We start from the raw sequence: 18,999 nt of genomic DNA on the forward strand, positions 1-18,999 counted from the left end.
CTTGCTCAGTCATTGGGTTTGTTGGGTGATCTGATTGCCGCGAATGATTTCCACCGCAGGCCGCGCGTTGCCGGAACCGCCGCTCGCCGGCACTTTTGGTGCGGCGCCCAAGGCCAGTTGAGTGAACTGAAAGAGCTGGCTGTTGGCATTGTCGAGGTGCGCCGGAGACTGGTTTTCGCCAGCCCAGTATTTGGCCAGTCGTTGTTCTTCGCTGCTGCGCACGGCCAGACGCAACGTGCCGACCTGCGTGGCGAGCATCATTCGGCTGAGCAGCTGTTCAGGCACCGCCAGCACCACGGTGCGAGCGGCGATCCTGCGTTGATCCTGTTTGATTTTTTCGTCGGCGCTCAGGGCCGGGGAGGCGGGTTGGCCGTCGTTGGTCAGGCCGTACTGATCGCCCACGCCGAGTACGCGCATGGCTGGCACGACGATCTGTGCCGACTGCTGCAGGTTGCTCGCGTCCTGGCGCAGGTAGAGCAATACATCGACGTAATCGCCAGGAATCAATTGCCCGGCCGCGCCGATCACTTCATCGACGGCCACGGTGAGCGCGCGCTCATCGCTGTGGATCATCCGCGCGAGCGAGCCGCCGGCAGCGAAGCTTTCGTCATTGAGCCAGGTGCCCGCGCTCAGGTGCCGCCACGGCGTGCGGCCAACGGCCTGATCGACATTGTTCAGGCTGCCGGCCGGTGCGCTGCGCAGTTTTTCCACCGTCACATCGGCAGCTGTCAGAGGTGTGAATGGCGGTACGTCGTGGAGCAATACCACCACCGGTTGGCGGGTCTGGTCTTCGGCAATCGCGACAGTTTTTTCAACAGTCGCAGAGGGAGCAGCGGGCGCCTCGGCGACGGGAGCCGGTTGGCGACTGAGCACCAGTCCCCAGTAGCCGACGAAGATCGCTCCGAGCAAAAGGACGGCTGCCAGGCCCAGAGTGACGCGACTGTTCATGACGGCTCTCCCTTTCCCGCTGCGCGTTCTGTCTTATGCAATGACCCGTTACTTGCAACGAGATAAATTCGCAATCAGGCAGCTATGAACAAGTAACTATTTCGCTATTTCCACGCTAGCTGATCCAAGCGAAAGCGCCATTACTGACAGGAAAATAACCCACTAAAGTATGAGTCTTGGCCAATTAACAGCAGAAAAAGGTATCGGCGCGAGGGTATTAATTCTTTGTGATTAATCCGTTCTTACAGTTGTTGGGCGCGGGTTTGTTGACAATGCTCAAATGGCACGGTGGAACCTTGCCGCTGTAGTGTGACATCGGCGCCATGGGCGCGAAGGAGTGGACGTATGTTTCGTATGACTCTCGACTATCTGCGGGCCAGAGCCCGGACATTCTGCAAAAGTGACGAAGCGGCGTCGGCTATCGAATACGCGATCGTCGTGGCGATGGTGGCCGTGGTTGTCGTGGTGTTTGTGACACCTATCGGCGATAAGGTCCTGGCCATTTTCAACGTGATACTGACCAAGCTCAACGGAACGGCGCAGGTCCGGCCGACGCCTTGATCGAACCCACGCTCTGCTTTTGCAATGCTCGTGCGCGCCGTGATTTACAGCAAGCCCGGGCATTGCTGAGGTGTCATTGGATTTCCAGTATTTGGCGAGTCGCCGGTACGAAGGAGAATTTCCATGGTTCTTGAATATTTGATAGCGCGCGTACGCTCGTTTTTGGCGAGCACTGAAGCGGCCTCGGCCATCGAGTACGCGATTGTGGTGGCGATGGTGGCGGTGGTGGTCGTCGTTTTCGTTACACCGATAGGCACCAAGGTGCTCGCCATTTTCAATAGCGTTCTGGTGTCTCTGGGTGGTACGGCGCAAACGGCTCCGACACCCTGATCGTATCGACCGTCGCGTTGGCTGAATGACACGCTACACTCGGTTTCTCTTTCAGTTTTTCAGGGACTGCTCATGACTGCTTCCTCGTTGCCCCGCCAGCAGTTGCTCCTCGTCGACGATGAAGAGGACGCACTGCTGGAGTTAGCGGAGTTGCTGGAGGGCGAAGGCTTCACTTGCCATACCGCGACGTCGGTAAAACTTGCCCTGCACCATCTCACTCGCCATCCCGATATCGCCCTGGTGATTACTGATCTGCGCATGCCGGAAGAAAGCGGCATGTCGCTGATCAAGCGCCTGCGCGAACACACTTCACGCCAGCATCTGCCGGTGATCGTGACGTCCGGGCATGCCGACATGGAGGATGTCAGCGACATGCTGCGGTTGCAGGTGCTGGATCTGTTTCGCAAGCCGATTTATCACGTTCGGCTGCTGGAGACGTTGGATAACTTGTTTCCCAAGGTTCGGGTGGGGTGAGGACCTGGTTGGGGGTGTGTATCCGTTCGTGCCCTGACATTCGGCCCACGTCGGGGTGTGCTCATTTTTCCTTGTGGGAGCTGGCTTGCCAGCGATGAGGTCCTTCCAGCCAAGCCATTACATGTTGCCTGCACGTTCTGCGTAAAAGCTGCCGCAGATGGGGCATCTGAAATCTGACGTCATCGCGTTGACATTTCGATGGTGTCGAAATGATGGCTCGTGTAGATTGCGCCGCGCCCGGATCAGATGAGCTGGTGGGCCGGTAGGGATGCCAAAGTGAATGTATGAACCCTGCTGAAACTGTTTTTAATGTTTTGGAAGGGAATCTCGCTTGAACACTTCTTGCCTGCGCCGCTCGTTATTGGCGCTGTCCATTACCGCCACTTTGCACTCGGGTACCGCTGTCGCCGATATTGATTACGACATCAGCAGCGCCCCGTTGGATAGCAATCTGCTCAACACCACTGGATTGGTCAATTTGCACGGCAACCTCAATGCCACGCCCGTGGCTGCGCCGGGCCTGACTTTCGGCGCTCGGTTCCAGGGGCTCAGAGCCATGCAGTTGCGCAACAACGACAGCATCCGCATTGACGGCGCCACCCAAGGCGTCGGTATCAGTCTCGGTGACTCCGGGGCCGTAAAAAGCAAAATTCAGTTCGCGCTGATCAACGATGGCTCGATTGCTGTGCACGGATTGACCGGGGTGGGAACTTCAACGGGCATCTCCGTGATTAATAGCGAATTGGGTAACTACCTGATTAATAGCGGCAGCATCGACGTCAGCGGGGCGACGTCCACCGGAGTGATGCTGGTGCAAACCAGTCTTGCCGGATTCAGCAACTCCGGCATGATCAGCGCCAGTGGCAGCGATGCACTGGGTTTGTTTCTCGACGGTGCCACGCTCAACAGCGGGATAAACAATTCCGGCACTATCCGCGCCTCTGGGACCAACGCAGAGGCTCTGGTGCTGGAGGGTGTCAGTTCATCAGGCTCCGGGAAATTACTGTTGAACAACAGCGGCACGATTTCCGGTGAGTCCATCGGCATTCACATCAGTGACCAGACAGCAGGCAGCAACCTGTTCAGAATTTATCAGCTGAGCGGCTCGATCGAGGGCGGTTCGGCGGCGATCCAGGTTGATGATGGGCAAACGTATTTCGACTTCTTCGGCGGTACGGTCAAGGGTGATCTGCTCGGGCTGGCCGGCGTGCGGGTCGACGGCGACGCAACGTTCGATGGTTCGACGATCAAGTCAGGTTACGTCACCATCGAAGAAGGCACGCTGACCCTGGTGCGACCGCACACCACGATCATCGGCGACTTCGACATGGAAGAAGCCAATTCGGTGCTGGAGCTGTACCTGGGCAATGACACCAATCCGGCGCTGCCGGTTTTGAAAGTCACCGGGACTACCGAGATCGCGCCAGGCGGGCAGTTGCGTTTGCTGGCTCGCTCCAGCGACTTCCGCGTCACTCCCGGTGGCACGCGTTACACCTTGATCAGCTCGGGCAATCTGGTCGGTGGCAGCAACCTGACGGTCAGCTCCAGCTCGGCGTTGCTGGACGTGAAAAGCTTCGGTGTCGAAGGCAATGACATCACCAGCGTGGTGACCACCAAGTCGGATGAAACCCTGGCGGTCAACACGCTGGCCGCGGGCGGCAGTCGTAACGCGGCAACGGCGGTGGGGCGTCTTGCCAGTGTGATGTCACGTATCGATGAGCAGGACCCGGTGTTTCAGGCGTTCGCCAATGCCAGCACCGATGCCGAGCTGGCGCGGTTGTCCGAGGCACTCAGCCCGGACGTCAGCCGTGGGGTGCTTCACGCCACCACCAACAGCCAGACGCTGGTTTCGGGGGTGATCAATGATCGCTCCAGTCGTGCCCGCACAGCCGCCGGCTCGAGCGAAAAGGGCGTCTGGCTGCAAGCCTTGAGCAGCGATGCCAACCAGGACGCGCGCCGTGGCGTTGCCGGTTACGACGCCGACAGCCACGGCATCGCTGTGGGTGCCGACGGCCAGTTGAACGCCGACACGACGTTGGGTCTGGCGTACAGCTACCTCGACAGCGATGTGAAATCCGACCTTGGCAGCAAAACCAAAGTGACCGGGCACGCGCTGACCGTGTACAGCAATTGGGTACACGACAACTGGTTTGTCGATTCGTCGTTGATGGTCGGCTGGAACGATAACGAGTCCAAACGCTATATCGCCGGTACTCGTGCCAAGGGTGACTACGACAGTGACGTGTTCGGTGTGAGTGCATTGGCCGGTTACAGCCTGCGCCTGATGCCGGATGTCGTGTTGGAGCCGCAAGTCGGCGCACGTTACGCCAACGTGAGCATGGACGCGTATCACGAGAAGGGCAGTTCGGCCTCGTTGAATGTCGGCAGCCAGCGTTACGAAGTGGGTGAAATGGGCGTGGGCGCGCGTCTGGCCGCCGCGTTCGCGATCGGCACCGGCAGTCTTGAACCTGAGGCGAAGGTCATGGCGTGGCATGACTTCATCGGCGACAAGGTCGGCACCACATCATCGTTTGTGTTGGGTGGTGATTCGTTCACCAGCCGTGGCACCACACCGGTACGTGACAGTTATGAACTGGGGCTGGGTGCCAACTACCGGATGGGCGCCTGGAGTGTCGGCGGTTCGTACAATTACGTGACCGCCAGCGGTTTTGACTCCGACGGCTTCACCGCGAAAGTGCGCTACGCATTCTGATCCAGCCTCGGCACCGCGTCATCGTTCATCGCGAGCAGGCTCGCTCCTACAGTGGGAATGCATTTCAAATGTAGGAGCGAGCTTGCTCGCGAAAACGGTCTGACAAGCGCCGCACCTTCTACAACTGATAACTGAAGCTGATGCTGTAACGCGGTCGGCGGTTGAAGGTGTCCAGTGCTTCGTCGGACATTGCCTTCGCCGCCTCCAGCGCAATGTTGTAGTACTTGGCATCGCCGAATCGTAAACCGATCGCCGCCGACGACAGACTGTTGGCTTGCACCGGCAGTTGATTGAACCAGCTGCGCGAGCGGTCCAGCACCACATACGGTTGCAGAATCCGCACCCAATTGCCGTCGCGGTTGAAGCTGTAGTTGACCTCGTACGCCACCCCCCAGCCTTTGTCGCCGGACGCCTGATCGTCGGGATAACCACGGCCGAAATTCTGCCCGCCGAACACCGCGCGTTCGCTGTCGGGCAAGGTGTCGTCGCTCCAGTACAGCGCCGCCGAAAGCACGCCTTGCCAGTTATCGAAGAACTTGTCGCTCTGCACTCCGGAAAGGCGCACGCGGAAGAAGTTCAGGTCGATGGCGCTGTTGTTGGTCTTCGCGCCCATGCTGTCGAGGCCTTGATAGACACCGCCGCTGAGGATTCGCAGCTGCCGCGCATCAGCCTTGCGCCAGTCACTTTCGAAGGCGAGGGCGCGGATGTCGGTGCGTTCTTCGACGCTCAGCGGGTAGCCGACGACGTTGTAGCGGGTTTTGTCGTTGACCGCATATAACCGCGAACCGGCGGTCAACAACTCGTTGGAGGCGGCGATCAGCGGGAAAGTGAAACCGACCGAGTAACGGTCATTCTCGCGATGCGGTTTGAGTTCCAGGCCGTTGTCGAGCTGTACGTTGGTGCCCGGATCGGCGCGGTAGCGTGAGGCAGACAGGGCGAGTTGCGCGCCTTCGGCGTTGAGGAACTGGTTGTAGTCCACACGGTAGTAATGCTCTTTGTCGTCACCCGGTGGGAAGAGGCCGCTGAGGGACAATTGCTCGCCCATCGAGGTCTGCGAATTGCTACTGACTCCGAGCAGCGCCTGCGTACCGTTGCGGTTGTCTTCAGTGGTGCTCAGCGAGCTGGTGAACGGCTTGCGGCTGGCTTCGGCCACCAGCGTGGTCGCGCCGTCGGTAGTGCCCGGTGGCGGCACCTGCGCCTGAATGGTCACGCCGGGAATGCGCGTCATCAGGGTGGTGTAACGCTCGAAGGTCTTGCGCGTCAGCGGCCGTTCGGCCTGAATTTTCGCGGCCAGTTTGTCGATCAGGTCTTTGACCCGGCCGACGTCGCCTTGCATCTGGATATCGCGGACATAGCCTTCCACCAGCACCACGCGCGCTACACCGTCATCAAAACTCTGTTGCGGCAAAAACGCGTAGGACAGCAGGTAACCGCCCTGCTGATAGCGACGAGTGATGTTGCGCGTGGCTTCGATCAGGTCGGCGAGGCTGGTTTGCCGGCCGATCAGGCCTTTGTAATTCTCGGCGAGTTCGGTCAGCGGATAGAGGGTGCCGCCTTCGATCTGCACTGTTTTCAGGTTCACCTTGGTGCTCATCATCAATGGCTGCGCGGCGGTCGCACCGGCATCCGGCACTTGCACCGGCGCGGCGCTCGGGCGATAGGCATCGGCCGGCAAGTTGGGCACGGGCAGGTTGCGAATGGTTTCGTTGCTATTGAGGAAGCTGGGCAGGGTGTCGGCGAGGGCAGCGGAACTGAGACTGAGGAACAACAGGGACGCCATAACGCGCATAGGACACTCCATGGTCAGATCGCAGCTCAAGGCTGTTTTTTCCTAAGAAAAAAGCGGAAGACTCGTGGGAATCTTCCGCCCTCAACCAAGCGTAGGCGCTGTAGGTGAGGCCGTCGAATCGGCCAGGTGCAATTTAGCGTTTGTTGCCTCCCAGAGCGCCGGTCAACCCACCGAGTACGCCGCCCAGACCGCCACCGGTGGTGCCCCCGCTGGCACCGCCGTTGACCAGACCGCCGACCGCTGCAACGGTGCCGCCGACGTTGTTGACCAGACCACCGACTGCTGTGGTCACCGGGTTGTTGGTGGCGGCAATGCTGTTGCCGATACCGCTGACCGCGCCGCCGATCTGGCCGGTGAGTCCGGCGACTGGCGAGCCTAAACCTGTGGCTGCGCCGACTTGTTGCGTGACGTTGGTGACCGCGCTGGTGACCGGGTTCAGGCCTGCGCCCAAGGTGGCGCCAACGGTGGCCAGTGGCGAGGTCGTTGCGGTAATCGGTGAGCCCGAGCCGCCCAGCACGGTGTTCAGCGAGGCGACGGTGTTACCCAGTCCGCCTGCGGTAACGCCACCGGCACTCACTACGCCGTTGGTATTGCCGGCGTTCAAGCCTGTGCCGACGTTGACCACCGCGCCGCCGACGGTTTGCAGCAGACCAGTCCCACCGAGGCCGCCGCCCAGACCACCACCCAGACCACCACCCAGACCACCGCCAGTGCCGGAGCCGCTGCTGTTGGACACCAGACCGCCAGCCTTGCCAACCGCTGTCCCGGTATTGCTCAAGGCGTCGCCCAGCGTGTTGGTCACGGCATTACCATTGCCAGCGTCGGTGACCTTGTCGCCCAGGCCGTTGACGGCACCGCCGACTTTCGAAATCACTCCTTTGAGCGGATCACCCAGACCGGTCGCATCGCCGATCTTGTCGGTGGTGCTTTCAACCATGGCGATCACCGGCACCAAACCGGCGCCGACTTTATCCGTCAGTTGGCTGGTCGGGCCATTGGTCAGGGTGGTGTCGAGGGTATTGCCGAGCATGGTGACTTTCGCGCCGACACCGTCGAGCAATGGCGCCACTTTGGTGATCACGCCGCCGACCACCGGAACGCTGTTGGTGGCGGTGACCAGTTTGCCACTGAGGTCAGTCACGCCATTGCCGACATCCGTGACCACGCCGCCAACCGAGGCAACTGTGGTGGTCAGGCCTTTAGGATCGGTTGACAGTTTGCCGATGCCATTGGCGACACCATCGCCAAGAGTCGTGACCACGTTGCCGGCGGTGTTGGCCGCGCTTTGCACCACGCCACCGACCACAGGAACAGTGCTCAGCGAGTCGCCAATCTGGCCGACGCCATCACCGACGCCAGCCACGGTTTTACCGACATCCTGCACCAGGGTAGTGGTCACCAATGGTGTGGTGGTCGGATTGGTTGGATTCGTCGGGTTGGTTGGGTCGGTTGGATTTGTAGGGTTCGTCGGATTGGTCGGATCGGTTGTGCCAGTACCACCCGTACCACCCGTACCGCCGGTTCCGCCTGTACCCGCGGTATCACCGGTGCCGCCAGTACCGCCCGTGCCACCAGTGCCGCTTGTGCCACTGGTAGGCGAGGAACTGCCGGAGCTGCTGTGATGGCCGCCACCGCCGCTGCTGCAACCGGCGAGGCCGAGGGAGAGAATCAATGCCAAAGCGATTGCTGATTTGCACCACACGTCTTGAGTTTTCATGATCGAGATTCCTTGCACCTGTCACAACGTTCGTTGCCTTCGATGGCTTGCCGATCTGTCGCCGACAATGCCTCGTCCGTGGCTCTAATCTCAGTCGATGGTGCGTTTCCGACCATTCTCAAGTTGGTATTAACGCCTTTATATATAAGGCGCAAAGCAGCGCCTAAGGACTAATACCCAGGTAATAGAGGCGCAAAAAAAAGCCTTGAAAATCAAGGCCGGGAATTTTCAACTGCGAGGCAATAGGGCGGAAAAAACTTAAGTGATATACACACAATTAACAGGTCAGCCCCAGTCTCGAGTGCGTTGAAAACGCTGTGGTGACAGGGCGCTTTTGTGGTGAGGGGATTTATCCCCGATGGGTGGCGAAGCCGCCCCAAAACTTGGGAGCGGGGTTGGTCAGAGGCATTGGGTGCAAAACTTTTACGACGGCTGCGCCGCCGAACGGGGATAAATCCCCTCGCCACGGAGTTTTCCTTCGCACAATTGCTGTGTTTGCCACCCACCTTTGGAGTCAGCCGATCGGCTGCCACTGCCCGACCATGTGTTCCAGGTCATTCGCGCCGATCAGGCGCAGTTCGCCACTGGACCCCGCCGCACTCGCCAGCAGGGTCACCTCGCTTGGCAACCGCACCGGTTTGCGAAAGTGCACGGCGATCTCGATGTTGGCCTTGGGCAAGTGATCGGCCAGTGCCGCCAAAGTACGCGCCTTGTTCCACAACCCATGGGCAATCGCCGTGGGAAAGCCGAACAACCTGGCACTCGCCGCGCTCAAGTGAATCGGGTTGTAGTCCCCCGACACCTTGGCGTATTGCCGACCAATGTCTGCCGGGGCTTTCCAGTGCGCCACTTCCGTCAGCGCTGGCGTGGGCTCCCACGTCTGCTCGACGGGTTCACCCTCAAGCTTGACCCCGCGACAGAGCATCTGGCTTTCGGCTTCCCACAATGGCCCGAGTTGATCGTCCAGTGTGGTCAGCACGTCAAACGTCGCGCCCTTCGGATGCGGCTGCAGGTTGTGCACGCGCACGCTGACTTGCGCCCGACTGATTGCGCCCATCGGCCGCAAGACACGGATGCGGTTGCTCAGATGAATCAGCCCCAGTAACGGGAAGGGAAAATCCTTGGCGGTGAGTAATTGCATTTGCAAGGCGAAGGCGAGGATATGCGGATAAGTCGGCGGCAGCAGACCGTCGTCGGCAAATCCACAGACCTTGCGGTAGGCCGCCAGGCGTTTGCCATCGACATCGACCCAGCAGCGCAAACCGCTGTCAGGCAGTTGCGTGCCAGTGATTTTGCGTCGCGTGGCTGCCCGTACGTACAGACCGGGCAGGCTCGGTTCGCGATCCAGCGTGTGCCATTCGATGCTCATGCCTAAGCCCCCAGAACACTTTGTCCACAGACCCGCAGCGCCTGCCCGGTGAACGCGCCGGTGCCCGGTTGCGCCAGCCATGCAACGGCTTCGGCGACGTCTTGCGGCAAGCCGCCCTGGCCCAGCGAACTCATGCGTCGCCCGGCTTCACGCAGGCCGAACGGGATGTGCGCGGTCATCTGGGTTTCAATGAAACCCGGCGCCACGGCGTTGATGCTGATGCCGCGTTCCTGCAGGGTTGGCGCCCACGCCTGGGCCAGGCCAATCAATCCGGCCTTGCTCGCGGCGTAGTTGGTTTGCCCGCGATTGCCGGCGATACCGCTGATCGAGGCGAGCAAAATCACCCGCGCGTTGTCACGCAACGTACCGCTGTCGAGCAGCGCTTTGGTCAGCACTTGCGGCGCGTTGAGGTTGACGGCCAATACCGCGTCCCAGAATTCCGGGGTCATGTTGGCCAGTGTTTTGTCGCGGGTGATTCCGGCGTTGTGCACCAGAATGTCGAGGCCGTCGGGCAGTTGTTCGATCAGTTGTGCACCCGCGTCTTCGGCACAGATATCGAGGGTGATGCTGCGCCCGCCGAGGCGTGCAGCGAGGGCGTCGAGATCGGTTTTTGCCGGAGGTACGTCGAGCAGGATCACTTCGGCACCGTCGCGGGCGAGGGTTTCGGCGATCGATGCGCCAATACCGCGGGCCGCACCGGTGATCAGCGCCTTGCGCCCGGCCAGCGGTCGCGTCCAGTCAGTCACTGGCGTTGCGCACGCGCTCAGGCGGATGACTTGTCCGGATACAAATGCACTTTTCGGCGAAAGGAAAAACCGCAGCGGGCCTTCCAGTTGATCCTCGGCACCGGCGCCGACGTAGATCAATTGCAGGGTGCCGCCGCTGCGCAGTTCCTTGGCCAACGAGCGCGAAAATCCTTCCAGTGCTCGCTGCGCACTGGACGCAAACGGATCAGCCAGGGTTTCCGGGGCGCGGCCAAGGATCACCAGATGCGCGCACGCCTCTAGATTTTTCATCAACGGCTGAAAAAATTCGCGCAGTTGTTTTAGCTGGTCGGTGTGCTGCAATTCGCTGGCATCGAACACCACCGCTTTGAGTTTCGGGCCGTGGCCGGGAATCCATTCGGTGGCCGTCGCCGGTTGCTCGCCGTAGCGGTAAATGCCATCGGTCAAACGATTGGCGAAGGCGCTGACGCGTTCGGCCAGTGGCCCGCCACCGATCAGCAGCGCGCCGTCCACCGGTCGCAGGCGTCCAGCCTGCCAGCGCTCCAGTCGCACCGGCGACGGCAGTCCCAGTGCGCCGACCAGACGATGGCCGATGGACGAGTTGGCGAAGTCGATATAGCGGTCAGACATGGAACGCTCTCCAGAAGTTGGGGTTCAAAGTGTGGACTACCCACGGCAATCAATCGTTCGATCCACGCAATAAGGCCTACGCTAGAACAGCAGAGTAGACCACTGACCCTGTGGGAGCTGGCAAGCCAGCTCCCACAGGGTCTGTAAATCTGGATACCTAACAAGGAGTTATTCATGAGTCAGCTGCGCCGCGTCGCGATCATCGGCGGTAACCGTATTCCTTTCGCCCGCTCCAACGGGCCTTACGCTACCGCCAGCAATCAGGTGATGCTCACTGCTGCCCTCGAAGGCCTGATCGAACGTTACAACCTGCACGGCCTGCGCATCGGCGAGGTGGTGGCAGGCGCGGTGCTGAAATTGTCACGAGATATGAACCTGACCCGTGAATGCGTGCTCGGCTCGCGCCTCTCGCCGGCCACCCCGGCGTATGACATTCAGCAAGCCTGTGGCACAGGTCTGGAAGCGGCGCTGCTGGTGGCCAACAAGATTGCGCTCGGGCAGATCGATTGCGGCATTGCCGGCGGCGTCGATACCACCTCCGATGCGCCGATCAGCGTCAGCGAAGGCTTGCGCAAAATCCTACTGCAAGCCAATCGCGCGAAGACGACCGGCGACAAACTGAAAACCATTCTGCAATTGCGCCCCAAACACCTCATCCCGGAATTTCCGCGCAACGGCGAGCCACGCACCGGCCTGTCGATGGGCCAGCACTGCGAGCTCATGGCACAGACCTGGAACATCCCTCGCGAGGAGCAGGATCAACTGGCCCTCGAAAGCCACCACAAACTCGCTGCGTCCTACAGCGAAGGCTGGCACAACGATCTGATGACGCCGTTTCTCGGCCTGACCCGCGACAACAACCTGCGCCCGGATCTGACACTGGAAAAACTCGCCACGCTGAAACCGGCCTTCGAGAAAAGCGCCAAAGGCACACTGACGGCGGGCAACTCCACACCGCTCACCGATGGCGCCTCGGTGGTGCTGCTCGGCAGCGAGGAATGGGCGAAAGAACGTGGCCTGCCGATCCTTGCCTACCTGCGCGACGGCGAAGCGGCGGCGGTGGATTTCGTCAACGGCGCGGAAGGTTTGCTGATGGCGCCGGTGTACGCGGTGCCACGCTTGCTGTCCCGCAATGGCCTGACCTTGCAGGATTTTGATTACTACGAAATTCACGAGGCGTTCGCCGCGCAAGTGCTGTGTACGTTAAAAGCCTGGGAAGATCCCGAATACTGCAAAACCCGTCTGGGACTCGATGCGCCCTTGGGTTCGATTGATCGCAGCCGACTCAACGTCAAAGGCAGTTCCCTGGCGGCAGGGCATCCGTTTGCCGCAACCGGCGGACGGATCGTCGCCAACATGGCCAAATTGCTCGATGCGGCAGGCAAGGGCCGTGGCCTGATTTCGATTTGCGCAGCAGGCGGGCAAGGCGTCACCGCCATTATCGAAAGATAAACCGGATCCTGTGGGAGCGGGCTTGCCCGCGATGAGGCCATCAGATTCAATATTTTTATTGACCGGGATATCGCCATCGCTGGCAAGCCAGCTCCCACAGGTTTATTTGGGCATGTTCAAGGACGCTTACAGGCGGATGTCAGATTCTGTCGCAAATGCCCTCAACACCGATCAGCAACATTTACCACCGCCTCGGCTATGATTCGCCGCGGTCAGATTTTCGGCACAGTGTGTGCATTCACAGATTCACAGGTCGGCAACCCCTCCCCGAGAGGCGAGGATTGCCGTATAACGAGTGACATTCGCGTGTTTGGTAATAAAGGACCCACAATAAAAGCTGATGAAGACTCCAAAACGCATTGAACCGCTGATCGAAGACGGTCTGGTTGACGAGGTGCTGCGCCCACTGATGAGTGGCAAAGAAGCAGCTGTTTATGTGGTGCGCTGCGGCAATCAGTTACGTTGCGCAAAAGTCTACAAGGAGGCGAATAAACGCAGTTTCCGCCAGGCAGCCGAGTATCAGGAAGGCCGCAAGGTTCGTAACAGCCGACAGGCGCGGGCGATGGCCAAGGGCTCAAAATTCGGTCGTAAAGAGACCGAGGATGCCTGGCAGAACGCCGAAGTAGCGGCTTTGTTCCGTCTGGCCGGCGCGGGTGTGCGGGTGCCCAAGCCTTATGACTTCCTCGACGGCGTGCTGTTGATGGAACTGGTGGCCGACGAGTACGGCGACGCTGCGCCGCGTCTGAACGACGTGGTGCTCGAACCGGACCAGGCGCGCGAATATCACGCGTTCCTGATTTCGCAGATCGTGCTGATGTTGTGTACCGGCCTGGTGCACGGTGACCTCTCGGAGTTCAACGTGCTGCTGACGCCGACCGGCCCGGTCATCATCGACCTGCCGCAAGCGGTCGACGCTGCTGGCAACAACCACGCGTTCAGCATGCTCGAGCGAGACGTTGGCAACATGGCTTCTTATTTCGGGCGTTTCGCCCCGGAGTTGAGGCAGACCAAGTACGCCAAGGAAATGTGGGCGCTGTACGAAGCCGGCACCTTGCACCCGGCCAGCGTGCTGACCGGCGAGTTCGATGATCCGGAAGACCTGGCCGATGTTGGCGGGGTGCTGCGCGAGATCGAAGCGGCGCGGCTGGATGAGGAGCGCAAACAGGCGATCCGTGCGGCGGACGACGAGCCGAAAGGCAAGTCCGACGAACCGCCTCCACCGCCGTGGATGCAGTAACCGCTTAAACAGAAACCCGGCTTCGGCCGGGTTTTTTGTGCCCGCGCATTAAAAAGGACAACAAAAATCTCCCGTAGGAGTGAGCCTGCTCGCGATAGCGGTGGTTCAGTCGACAGAGAGGTTGATGGTGCCGACGCTATCGCGAGCAGGCTCACTCCTACAGGGATCTGTGGTGTTCTTGAAATGTGTGTGGGAATCTTGTCTGCCTCCGCACACTCAAGGACTGAATGTGACTACCCCCGCAACACCCACTTGATCATCACCGCTCGGCTGATTTCCGATTTCGGCGCCTTCCTCAACATGGTTGCGCTGGCCACCTACGTCTACCTGCTGAGCAACAGCGCCATGAGCGTCGGGATTTTCCTCGCCAGTCGCGTCGGCGGGGGGATTTTTGCCAGTCTGGTGGGCACTCGCTTTTACCGACGCTGGAATGGCCGCGTACCGCTGATCGCGTTCGATCTGTTGCGCGCCGGTTTGCTCGGCCTGCTGCTGATCACGCCGGTCAGTCTGCAAGGACTGTTGCTGCCGGTGATTGCCTTCGGTCTGGGCTTCGGCAATTCGATGTTCGCCATTGGCTTGAACAGCCAGTTACCACGGCTGATACCCGCCGAGCAGTTGCTCAAGGCCAACGCCTGGATCACCTCGGCCTCTTCGGCCGCGATGGTCGGCGGCAGTCTGGTCTCGGGATTGCTGGTGGCCGGTTTTGGTTTCGAAACGGTGTTCGCCCTGAACGCACTGACGTACTTGCTGGCGGCGCTGTTGATCGTGCCGTTGCGTTTCGAAAAACCGACCCTGCACGAAGAACCCGAACGCGGCGAATGGTCTGCGCTCAAACAGGGCTTGCGCAGTGCTCCGGTGGTTGCCGCGATGCTTGCGGTGACGATGGCCGACACCTTGGGCAGCGCGGCGCACAACGTCGGTTTCCCGATTATCTCGAAGCTGCTGAGCCCCGATTCAGCCAGCACCACGCTAGGCCTGATGCTCGCCGTGTGGGCCAGTGGCAAACTGCTCGGCGCGCGCATCGCCAGTCGTCTCAAAGGCTCGGACAACATCCATCTGGAGCGGCGGTTTTTCTTCGGCGTGGCGCTGATGTCCTGCGGGTTCATCCTGATGTTCCAGCAGCACAGCCTGTACGGATTGCTGTTGTTTTCCCTGCCGGCGGGATTGGGTGACGGCTTTTCCGAAGTCGGCCTGATGTCACGCCTGCAACGTGAACCGGAGCATTTGCGCTTGCCGATCTTCAGCTTTCTGACCCTGCTGCAAATGACCGGGTTCGGCATCGGCATGCTGGTCGCCGCACCGTTTTACGCCTGGTGGACGCCGGGTGCCGTGGTCTTGGTATTCCACGGCATTCCGCTTTGCACATTGCTGACGGTAAAAATATTCGCCATCAAGCGCGAGCGGGTTGCGCGCAGCAGCCCGACGCCAGTTCCTTGAGGATCGGGCAGTCCGGGCGGTGGTCGCCGTTGCAGTGCTCGACCAGATCTTGCAGGGTGTCGCGCAGTTCGCCGAGTTCGCGGATCTTTTGATTGAGCTCGTCGATGTGCTGACGCGCCAGCGCTTTCACATCGGCGCTGGCGCGTTGCCGGTCCTGCCAGAGCGTCAGCAGCTTGCCGACTTCCTCCAGTGAGAAACCCAAGTCACGTGAGCGCTTGATGAACGCCAGGGTGTGCAAGTCATCGCCGCTGTAAATCCGATAACCGCTGTCAGTGCGATGGGCTGCCTTGAGCAGGCCGATCGACTCGTAATAGCGGATCATTTTTGCGCTGAGGCCACTGTGCCGGGCCGCTTCGCCGATGTTCATCGGTGCTCCTCCAGATCCTTGGGTTTCCAGGTTTTCAACAGTAGCGCATTGCTCACTACGCTGACGCTCGACAGCGCCATAGCCGCCCCGGCCAGCACCGGGTTGAGGAAGCCGAACGCCGCCAGCGGAATGCCGATCAGGTTATAGACGAAGGCCCAGAACAGGTTCTGACGAATCTTCGCGTAGGTCTTGCGGCTGATCTCCAGCGCGGCCGGCACCAGCCGTGGATCGCCGCGCATCAGGGTGATACCGGCCGCGTGCATCGCGACGTCGGTGCCGCCGCCCATGGCGATACCGATGTCTGCAGCGGCGAGGGCCGGGGCGTCGTTGATGCCGTCGCCGACCATGGCGACCACGCCGGTTTTTTTCAGCTCGGCGACGGTGGCGGCTTTGTCCGCTGGCAATACTTCAGCGTGGACATTGCTGATGCCCAAGGCCTCAGCGACTACGCGGGCGCTGCCTTTGTTGTCTCCGGTCAGCAGATGGCTGTGGATGTTGCGCGCGGCAAGTTGCTGCACGGCTTCCAGCGCGCCCGGTTTCAAGGTGTCACCGAAGGCAAACAAACCGAGCACTTTCGGCTCAGGAGTTTGCTCGATCAACCATGAAAGAGTGCGGCCTTCGGCCTCCCAGGCATTGGCGGATTCGCTCAGGCTGCCGGCGTTCAAACCGTTTTCTTCGAGCATTCGCTGATTGCCCAGCGCCAGACGCCGGCCATCAAGACTGCCGGCAATGCCGCGGCCGGTCAGCGATTGGCTGTCACTGATATCGGGCACCTGCAGATCCCGCTCGGCAGCGGCATCGAGCACCGCTTTGGCCAGTGGGTGTTCGCTGCCACGTTGCAGGGCACCGGCGAGTCTCAGCAGGTTGTTTTCATCAGCATCGACCGCACTGAAGTGGGCGATGCGAGGAGTGCCGGACGTCAGCGTGCCGGTCTTGTCGAATACCACGCTGCTGACTTCATGGGCGCGCTCGAGCGCTTCGGCGTCCTTGATCAGAATGCCGTGACGTGCGGCCACGCCGGTACCGGCCATGATCGCGGTCGGCGTGGCAAGGCCGAGGGCGCAGGGGCAGGCGATCACCAACACCGCGACAGCGTTGATCAGCGCGGTTTCCAGCGGTGCGCCGTACAGCCACCAGCCGATCAGGGTGGCCAGGGCCAGCACCAATACGGTCGGCACGAACACCTGGCTGACTTTATCCACCAGTTTCTGGATCGGCGCTTTCGCCGCTTGTGCGTCCTCGACCAGCCGAATGATGCGCGCCAGCACGGTTTCCGCGCCCAGCGCCTGAGTGCGCACCAGCAAACGACCTTCGCCGTTGATCGCGCCACCGGTAACCTTGTCGCCCGGTTGTTTCGGCACCGGCAGGCTCTCGCCGCTGATCAGCGCTTCGTCGGCGTGGCTTTGGCCTTCGATCACTTCGCCGTCGACGGGGAAGCGTTCGCCGGGTTTGACCAGCACCAGATCGTTGAGGCGCAGGGCGCTGATGGCGACCTCCTGCTCGCGGCCGTCGAGCACTTGAATTGCCCGTTCCGGCCGCAAGGCTTCGAGGGCGCGGATGGCGCTGGCGGTCTGGCGTTTGGCGCGGCTTTCGAGGTATTTACCGAGCAACACCAGGGCGATGACCACTGCCGACGCTTCGAAATACAGATGTGGCATGCGCCCGGCGGCGGTGGCCCACTCATAAAGACTCAAACCGTAACCGGCACTGGTGCCGAGGGCGACGAGCAAGTCCATGTTGCCGGCCCCGGCCCGTACGGCTTTCCACGCGGCGACGTAGAAGCGTGCGCCGAAGATGAATTGCACCGGCGTGGCGAGGACGAATTGTGCCCAGGCCGGGAGCATCCAATGGATGCCGAACGGTTGCAGCAACATCGGCGCTACCAAGGGCAGGGAGAGAGCGATCGCGCAGATCAATGCCCAGCGCTCATGCTTCAGCCGTCGTTGCTGATTATCGGCGTGTGGCTGTTCGGCTTGCCAGACGCTGGCCGAATAGCCGGCCTTGCTCACCGCATCGAGCAGCGCCTGCGCATCGACCTGACCGAGCAGTTCGAGGTGCGCACGCTCGCTGGCCAGGTTGACGCTGACGCTTTTAACGCCGGGGACTTTGTTCAGAGCGCGTTCGACGCGACCCACACAGGACGCGCAGGTCATGCCGTCGATGCTCAGTTCGAGCGTTTGCTGCGGCACGCTGTAACCGGCGCGCTCTACGGCTTCCATCAAGGCCGGAAGACTGTCGCCGGGCGCTTCCACTCGGGCCTGCTCGGTGGCGAGGTTGACGCTGACGGCACTGGCGCCGCTGACTTTGCTCAAGGCGCGCTCGACACGCCCGGCGCAACTGGCGCAGGTCATGCCGGCAATCGGCAGATCGAACGTGATGGAATCGGACATCGGTCGTACTCCCTGTAGTAGATGCCTACAAGGATCAACCTTGCCATGCGGGCAAGGTCAAGCGCCAATCAATACTCGAGGGCAGCGGGTCGCAGGTACAGGCCTTTGGCCGATGTTGCGATCCGGTACTTCAGCACATCGCCGGCCTTCAGCGAGATCTCCTGCGCCGGCGGTGCCAGCATGCCCGGCTGACACCCCGGAACCTGACCAGGCTCAAGCTTCAGACGTATGGAAAACGTACCGTGCTGCAGGTTGAACGAGGTCGACTGCTCCTGCAGCAGACGCCCGGCAAACTGATCCTGGATATACACGCCAATCTCGCAGGACGTCGGCACTTCGAGGCGTTCGCGCGAGATGATCAGAACGGCGTAGTCCTCGCCGGTCGCATTGGCCTGAGGCATGGCGGCAAAGAGGCTGAGGCAGGCAAACAGGCTGAAAGCTGACCAGCGCATGGCTGAATCTCCTGAATTTAGGTCATTGATGCACGCAGCTTGGCCGAGCGCGGCGCCGATTGCCAGCCCGGCAGTTAATTCCAGAACTTGACCTTGCCATGATGGCAAGCTCGAGACTGCCGGCAACCTCACTCAAAGGAGTCATTCCATGCAAGTGTTCAATGTTCAGGGCATGTCTTGTGGTCACTGCGTCAAGGCCATCACTAACGCGGTGCAGGCTAAAGATCCGGCGGCTAGCGTGCGCATCGATCTGGCGGCGAAAGAGGTCGGCGTCGAAAGTGCGCTGAGTGCCGAGCAGGTGATCGAGGTCATCAGCGAAGAAGGTTACGCCGTCAAACTTGCCTGATCGCCCCCGAAGCAAGAGATCGCAGCCTGCGACAGCGCCTACACGGAAAGATGTAGGAGCCG

Annotated in this window: 16 protein-coding genes; 8 read left to right on the top strand and 8 right to left on the bottom strand. The window is 60.8% G+C overall.

Annotation, left to right across the window (positions count from 1 at the left end):
• Positions 1–9: 9 nt before the first annotated feature.
• A complete protein-coding gene (gene cpaB, locus JFT91_RS09405) occupies positions 10–948 on the bottom strand; it encodes a Flp pilus assembly protein CpaB (RefSeq protein WP_201232199.1) in 939 nt (312 codons plus the stop codon).
• Between the two features lie 354 nt (positions 949–1,302).
• Here cpaB and JFT91_RS09410 point away from each other — a divergent pair, with 354 nt between their 5' ends.
• From JFT91_RS09410 to JFT91_RS09425, 4 genes are all read left to right on the top strand, one after another.
• Complete coding sequence (locus JFT91_RS09410; RefSeq protein WP_201232256.1) at positions 1,303–1,509, top strand: Flp family type IVb pilin; 207 nt, start codon at positions 1,303–1,305, stop codon at positions 1,507–1,509.
• A gap of 123 nt (positions 1,510–1,632) precedes the next feature.
• A complete protein-coding gene (locus JFT91_RS09415; protein WP_201232200.1) occupies positions 1,633–1,839 on the top strand; it encodes a Flp family type IVb pilin in 207 nt (68 codons plus the stop codon).
• Between the two features lie 72 nt (positions 1,840–1,911).
• A complete protein-coding gene (locus tag JFT91_RS09420; RefSeq protein WP_201232201.1) occupies positions 1,912–2,313 on the top strand; it encodes a response regulator in 402 nt (133 codons plus the stop codon).
• 331 nt (positions 2,314–2,644) lie between these two features.
• Positions 2,645–5,026: an autotransporter family protein gene (locus tag JFT91_RS09425; protein ID WP_201232202.1), complete on the top strand. Its 2,382-nt coding sequence runs from the start codon at positions 2,645–2,647 to the stop codon at positions 5,024–5,026.
• A 118-nt stretch (positions 5,027–5,144) separates the two neighbouring features.
• Here JFT91_RS09425 and JFT91_RS09430 read toward each other — a convergent pair whose 3' ends face one another.
• From JFT91_RS09430 to JFT91_RS09445, 4 genes are all read right to left on the bottom strand, one after another.
• Positions 5,145–6,815: a ShlB/FhaC/HecB family hemolysin secretion/activation protein gene (locus JFT91_RS09430; protein WP_201232203.1), complete on the bottom strand. Its 1,671-nt coding sequence runs from the start codon at positions 6,813–6,815 to the stop codon at positions 5,145–5,147.
• Positions 6,816–6,948: 133 nt separating this feature from the next.
• The gene (locus tag JFT91_RS09435; RefSeq protein WP_201232204.1) at positions 6,949–8,532 is read right to left on the bottom strand and encodes a collagen-like triple helix repeat-containing protein; all 1,584 of its coding nucleotides are present in this window, start codon (positions 8,530–8,532) and stop codon (positions 6,949–6,951) included.
• Positions 8,533–9,046: 514 nt separating this feature from the next.
• Complete coding sequence (locus JFT91_RS09440) at positions 9,047–9,901, bottom strand: MaoC family dehydratase (protein ID WP_201230515.1); 855 nt, start codon at positions 9,899–9,901, stop codon at positions 9,047–9,049.
• Positions 9,902–9,903: 2 nt separating this feature from the next.
• Positions 9,904–11,256 (bottom strand): 3-oxoacyl-ACP reductase, encoded by a 1,353-nt coding sequence (locus JFT91_RS09445; RefSeq protein ID WP_201232205.1) that lies wholly within the window; start codon positions 11,254–11,256, stop codon positions 9,904–9,906.
• A gap of 174 nt (positions 11,257–11,430) precedes the next feature.
• On the opposite strand from JFT91_RS09445, the gene JFT91_RS09450 reads away from it, so the two are divergent.
• The 3 genes from JFT91_RS09450 to JFT91_RS09460 all read left to right on the top strand — a co-directional run bounded on the left by JFT91_RS09450 (position 11,431) and on the right by JFT91_RS09460 (position 15,382).
• Positions 11,431–12,708, top strand: coding sequence for an acetyl-CoA C-acetyltransferase (locus JFT91_RS09450; protein ID WP_201232206.1), 1,278 nt, complete (start codon positions 11,431–11,433; stop codon positions 12,706–12,708).
• 340 nt (positions 12,709–13,048) lie between these two features.
• Positions 13,049–13,945 (top strand): PA4780 family RIO1-like protein kinase, encoded by an 897-nt coding sequence (locus JFT91_RS09455; protein WP_201146637.1) that lies wholly within the window; start codon positions 13,049–13,051, stop codon positions 13,943–13,945.
• 183 nt (positions 13,946–14,128) lie between these two features.
• A complete protein-coding gene (locus tag JFT91_RS09460; RefSeq protein WP_201232207.1) occupies positions 14,129–15,382 on the top strand; it encodes an MFS transporter in 1,254 nt (417 codons plus the stop codon).
• Here the strand turns inward: JFT91_RS09460 and cueR are convergent.
• The 3 genes from cueR to JFT91_RS09475 all read right to left on the bottom strand — a co-directional run bounded on the left by cueR (position 15,336) and on the right by JFT91_RS09475 (position 18,591).
• Positions 15,336–15,749 (bottom strand): Cu(I)-responsive transcriptional regulator, encoded by a 414-nt coding sequence (cueR, locus tag JFT91_RS09465; RefSeq protein WP_201230522.1) that lies wholly within the window; start codon positions 15,747–15,749, stop codon positions 15,336–15,338. The genes JFT91_RS09460 and cueR overlap by 47 nt on opposite strands.
• Entirely contained in the window at positions 15,746–18,139 is a 2,394-nt protein-coding gene (locus JFT91_RS09470) for a heavy metal translocating P-type ATPase (RefSeq protein WP_201232208.1), read from the bottom strand. The genes cueR and JFT91_RS09470 overlap by 4 nt, the downstream gene beginning before the upstream one ends.
• A gap of 68 nt (positions 18,140–18,207) precedes the next feature.
• Positions 18,208–18,591, bottom strand: a complete 384-nt coding sequence (locus JFT91_RS09475) for a hypothetical protein (protein ID WP_201230526.1) — start codon at positions 18,589–18,591, stop codon at positions 18,208–18,210.
• A gap of 148 nt (positions 18,592–18,739) precedes the next feature.
• On the opposite strand from JFT91_RS09475, the gene JFT91_RS09480 reads away from it, so the two are divergent.
• Complete coding sequence (locus JFT91_RS09480; RefSeq protein ID WP_201230528.1) at positions 18,740–18,937, top strand: cation transporter; 198 nt, start codon at positions 18,740–18,742, stop codon at positions 18,935–18,937.
• Positions 18,938–18,999: the final 62 nt, after the last annotated feature.

The organism is Pseudomonas sp. TH08, assembly GCF_016651275.1.
In the GTDB taxonomy this organism is placed as follows: Bacteria; Pseudomonadota; Gammaproteobacteria; order Pseudomonadales; family Pseudomonadaceae; genus Aquipseudomonas.

Bases quoted from the DNA above. Each gene is read 5' to 3' on its own strand.
- cpaB (WP_201232199.1), bottom strand. From the start codon at position 948: ATGAACAGTCGCGTCACTCTGGGCCTGGCAGCCGTCCTTTTGCTCGGA.
- JFT91_RS09410 (WP_201232256.1), top strand. From the start codon at position 1,303: ATGACTCTCGACTATCTGCGGGCCAGAGCCCGGACATTCTGCAAAAGT.
- JFT91_RS09415 (WP_201232200.1), top strand. From the start codon at position 1,633: ATGGTTCTTGAATATTTGATAGCGCGCGTACGCTCGTTTTTGGCGAGC.
- JFT91_RS09420 (WP_201232201.1), top strand. From the start codon at position 1,912: ATGACTGCTTCCTCGTTGCCCCGCCAGCAGTTGCTCCTCGTCGACGAT.
- JFT91_RS09430 (WP_201232203.1), bottom strand. From the start codon at position 6,815: ATGCGCGTTATGGCGTCCCTGTTGTTCCTCAGTCTCAGTTCCGCTGCC.
- JFT91_RS09435 (WP_201232204.1), bottom strand. From the start codon at position 8,532: ATGAAAACTCAAGACGTGTGGTGCAAATCAGCAATCGCTTTGGCATTG.
- JFT91_RS09440 (WP_201230515.1), bottom strand. From the start codon at position 9,901: ATGAGCATCGAATGGCACACGCTGGATCGCGAACCGAGCCTGCCCGGT.
- JFT91_RS09445 (WP_201232205.1), bottom strand. From the start codon at position 11,256: ATGTCTGACCGCTATATCGACTTCGCCAACTCGTCCATCGGCCATCGT.
- JFT91_RS09450 (WP_201232206.1), top strand. From the start codon at position 11,431: ATGAGTCAGCTGCGCCGCGTCGCGATCATCGGCGGTAACCGTATTCCT.
- JFT91_RS09455 (WP_201146637.1), top strand. From the start codon at position 13,049: ATGAAGACTCCAAAACGCATTGAACCGCTGATCGAAGACGGTCTGGTT.
- JFT91_RS09460 (WP_201232207.1), top strand. From the start codon at position 14,129: ATGTGTGTGGGAATCTTGTCTGCCTCCGCACACTCAAGGACTGAATGT.
- cueR (WP_201230522.1), bottom strand. From the start codon at position 15,749: ATGAACATCGGCGAAGCGGCCCGGCACAGTGGCCTCAGCGCAAAAATG.
- JFT91_RS09470 (WP_201232208.1), bottom strand. From the start codon at position 18,139: ATGTCCGATTCCATCACGTTCGATCTGCCGATTGCCGGCATGACCTGC.
- JFT91_RS09475 (WP_201230526.1), bottom strand. From the start codon at position 18,591: ATGCGCTGGTCAGCTTTCAGCCTGTTTGCCTGCCTCAGCCTCTTTGCC.
- JFT91_RS09480 (WP_201230528.1), top strand. From the start codon at position 18,740: ATGCAAGTGTTCAATGTTCAGGGCATGTCTTGTGGTCACTGCGTCAAG.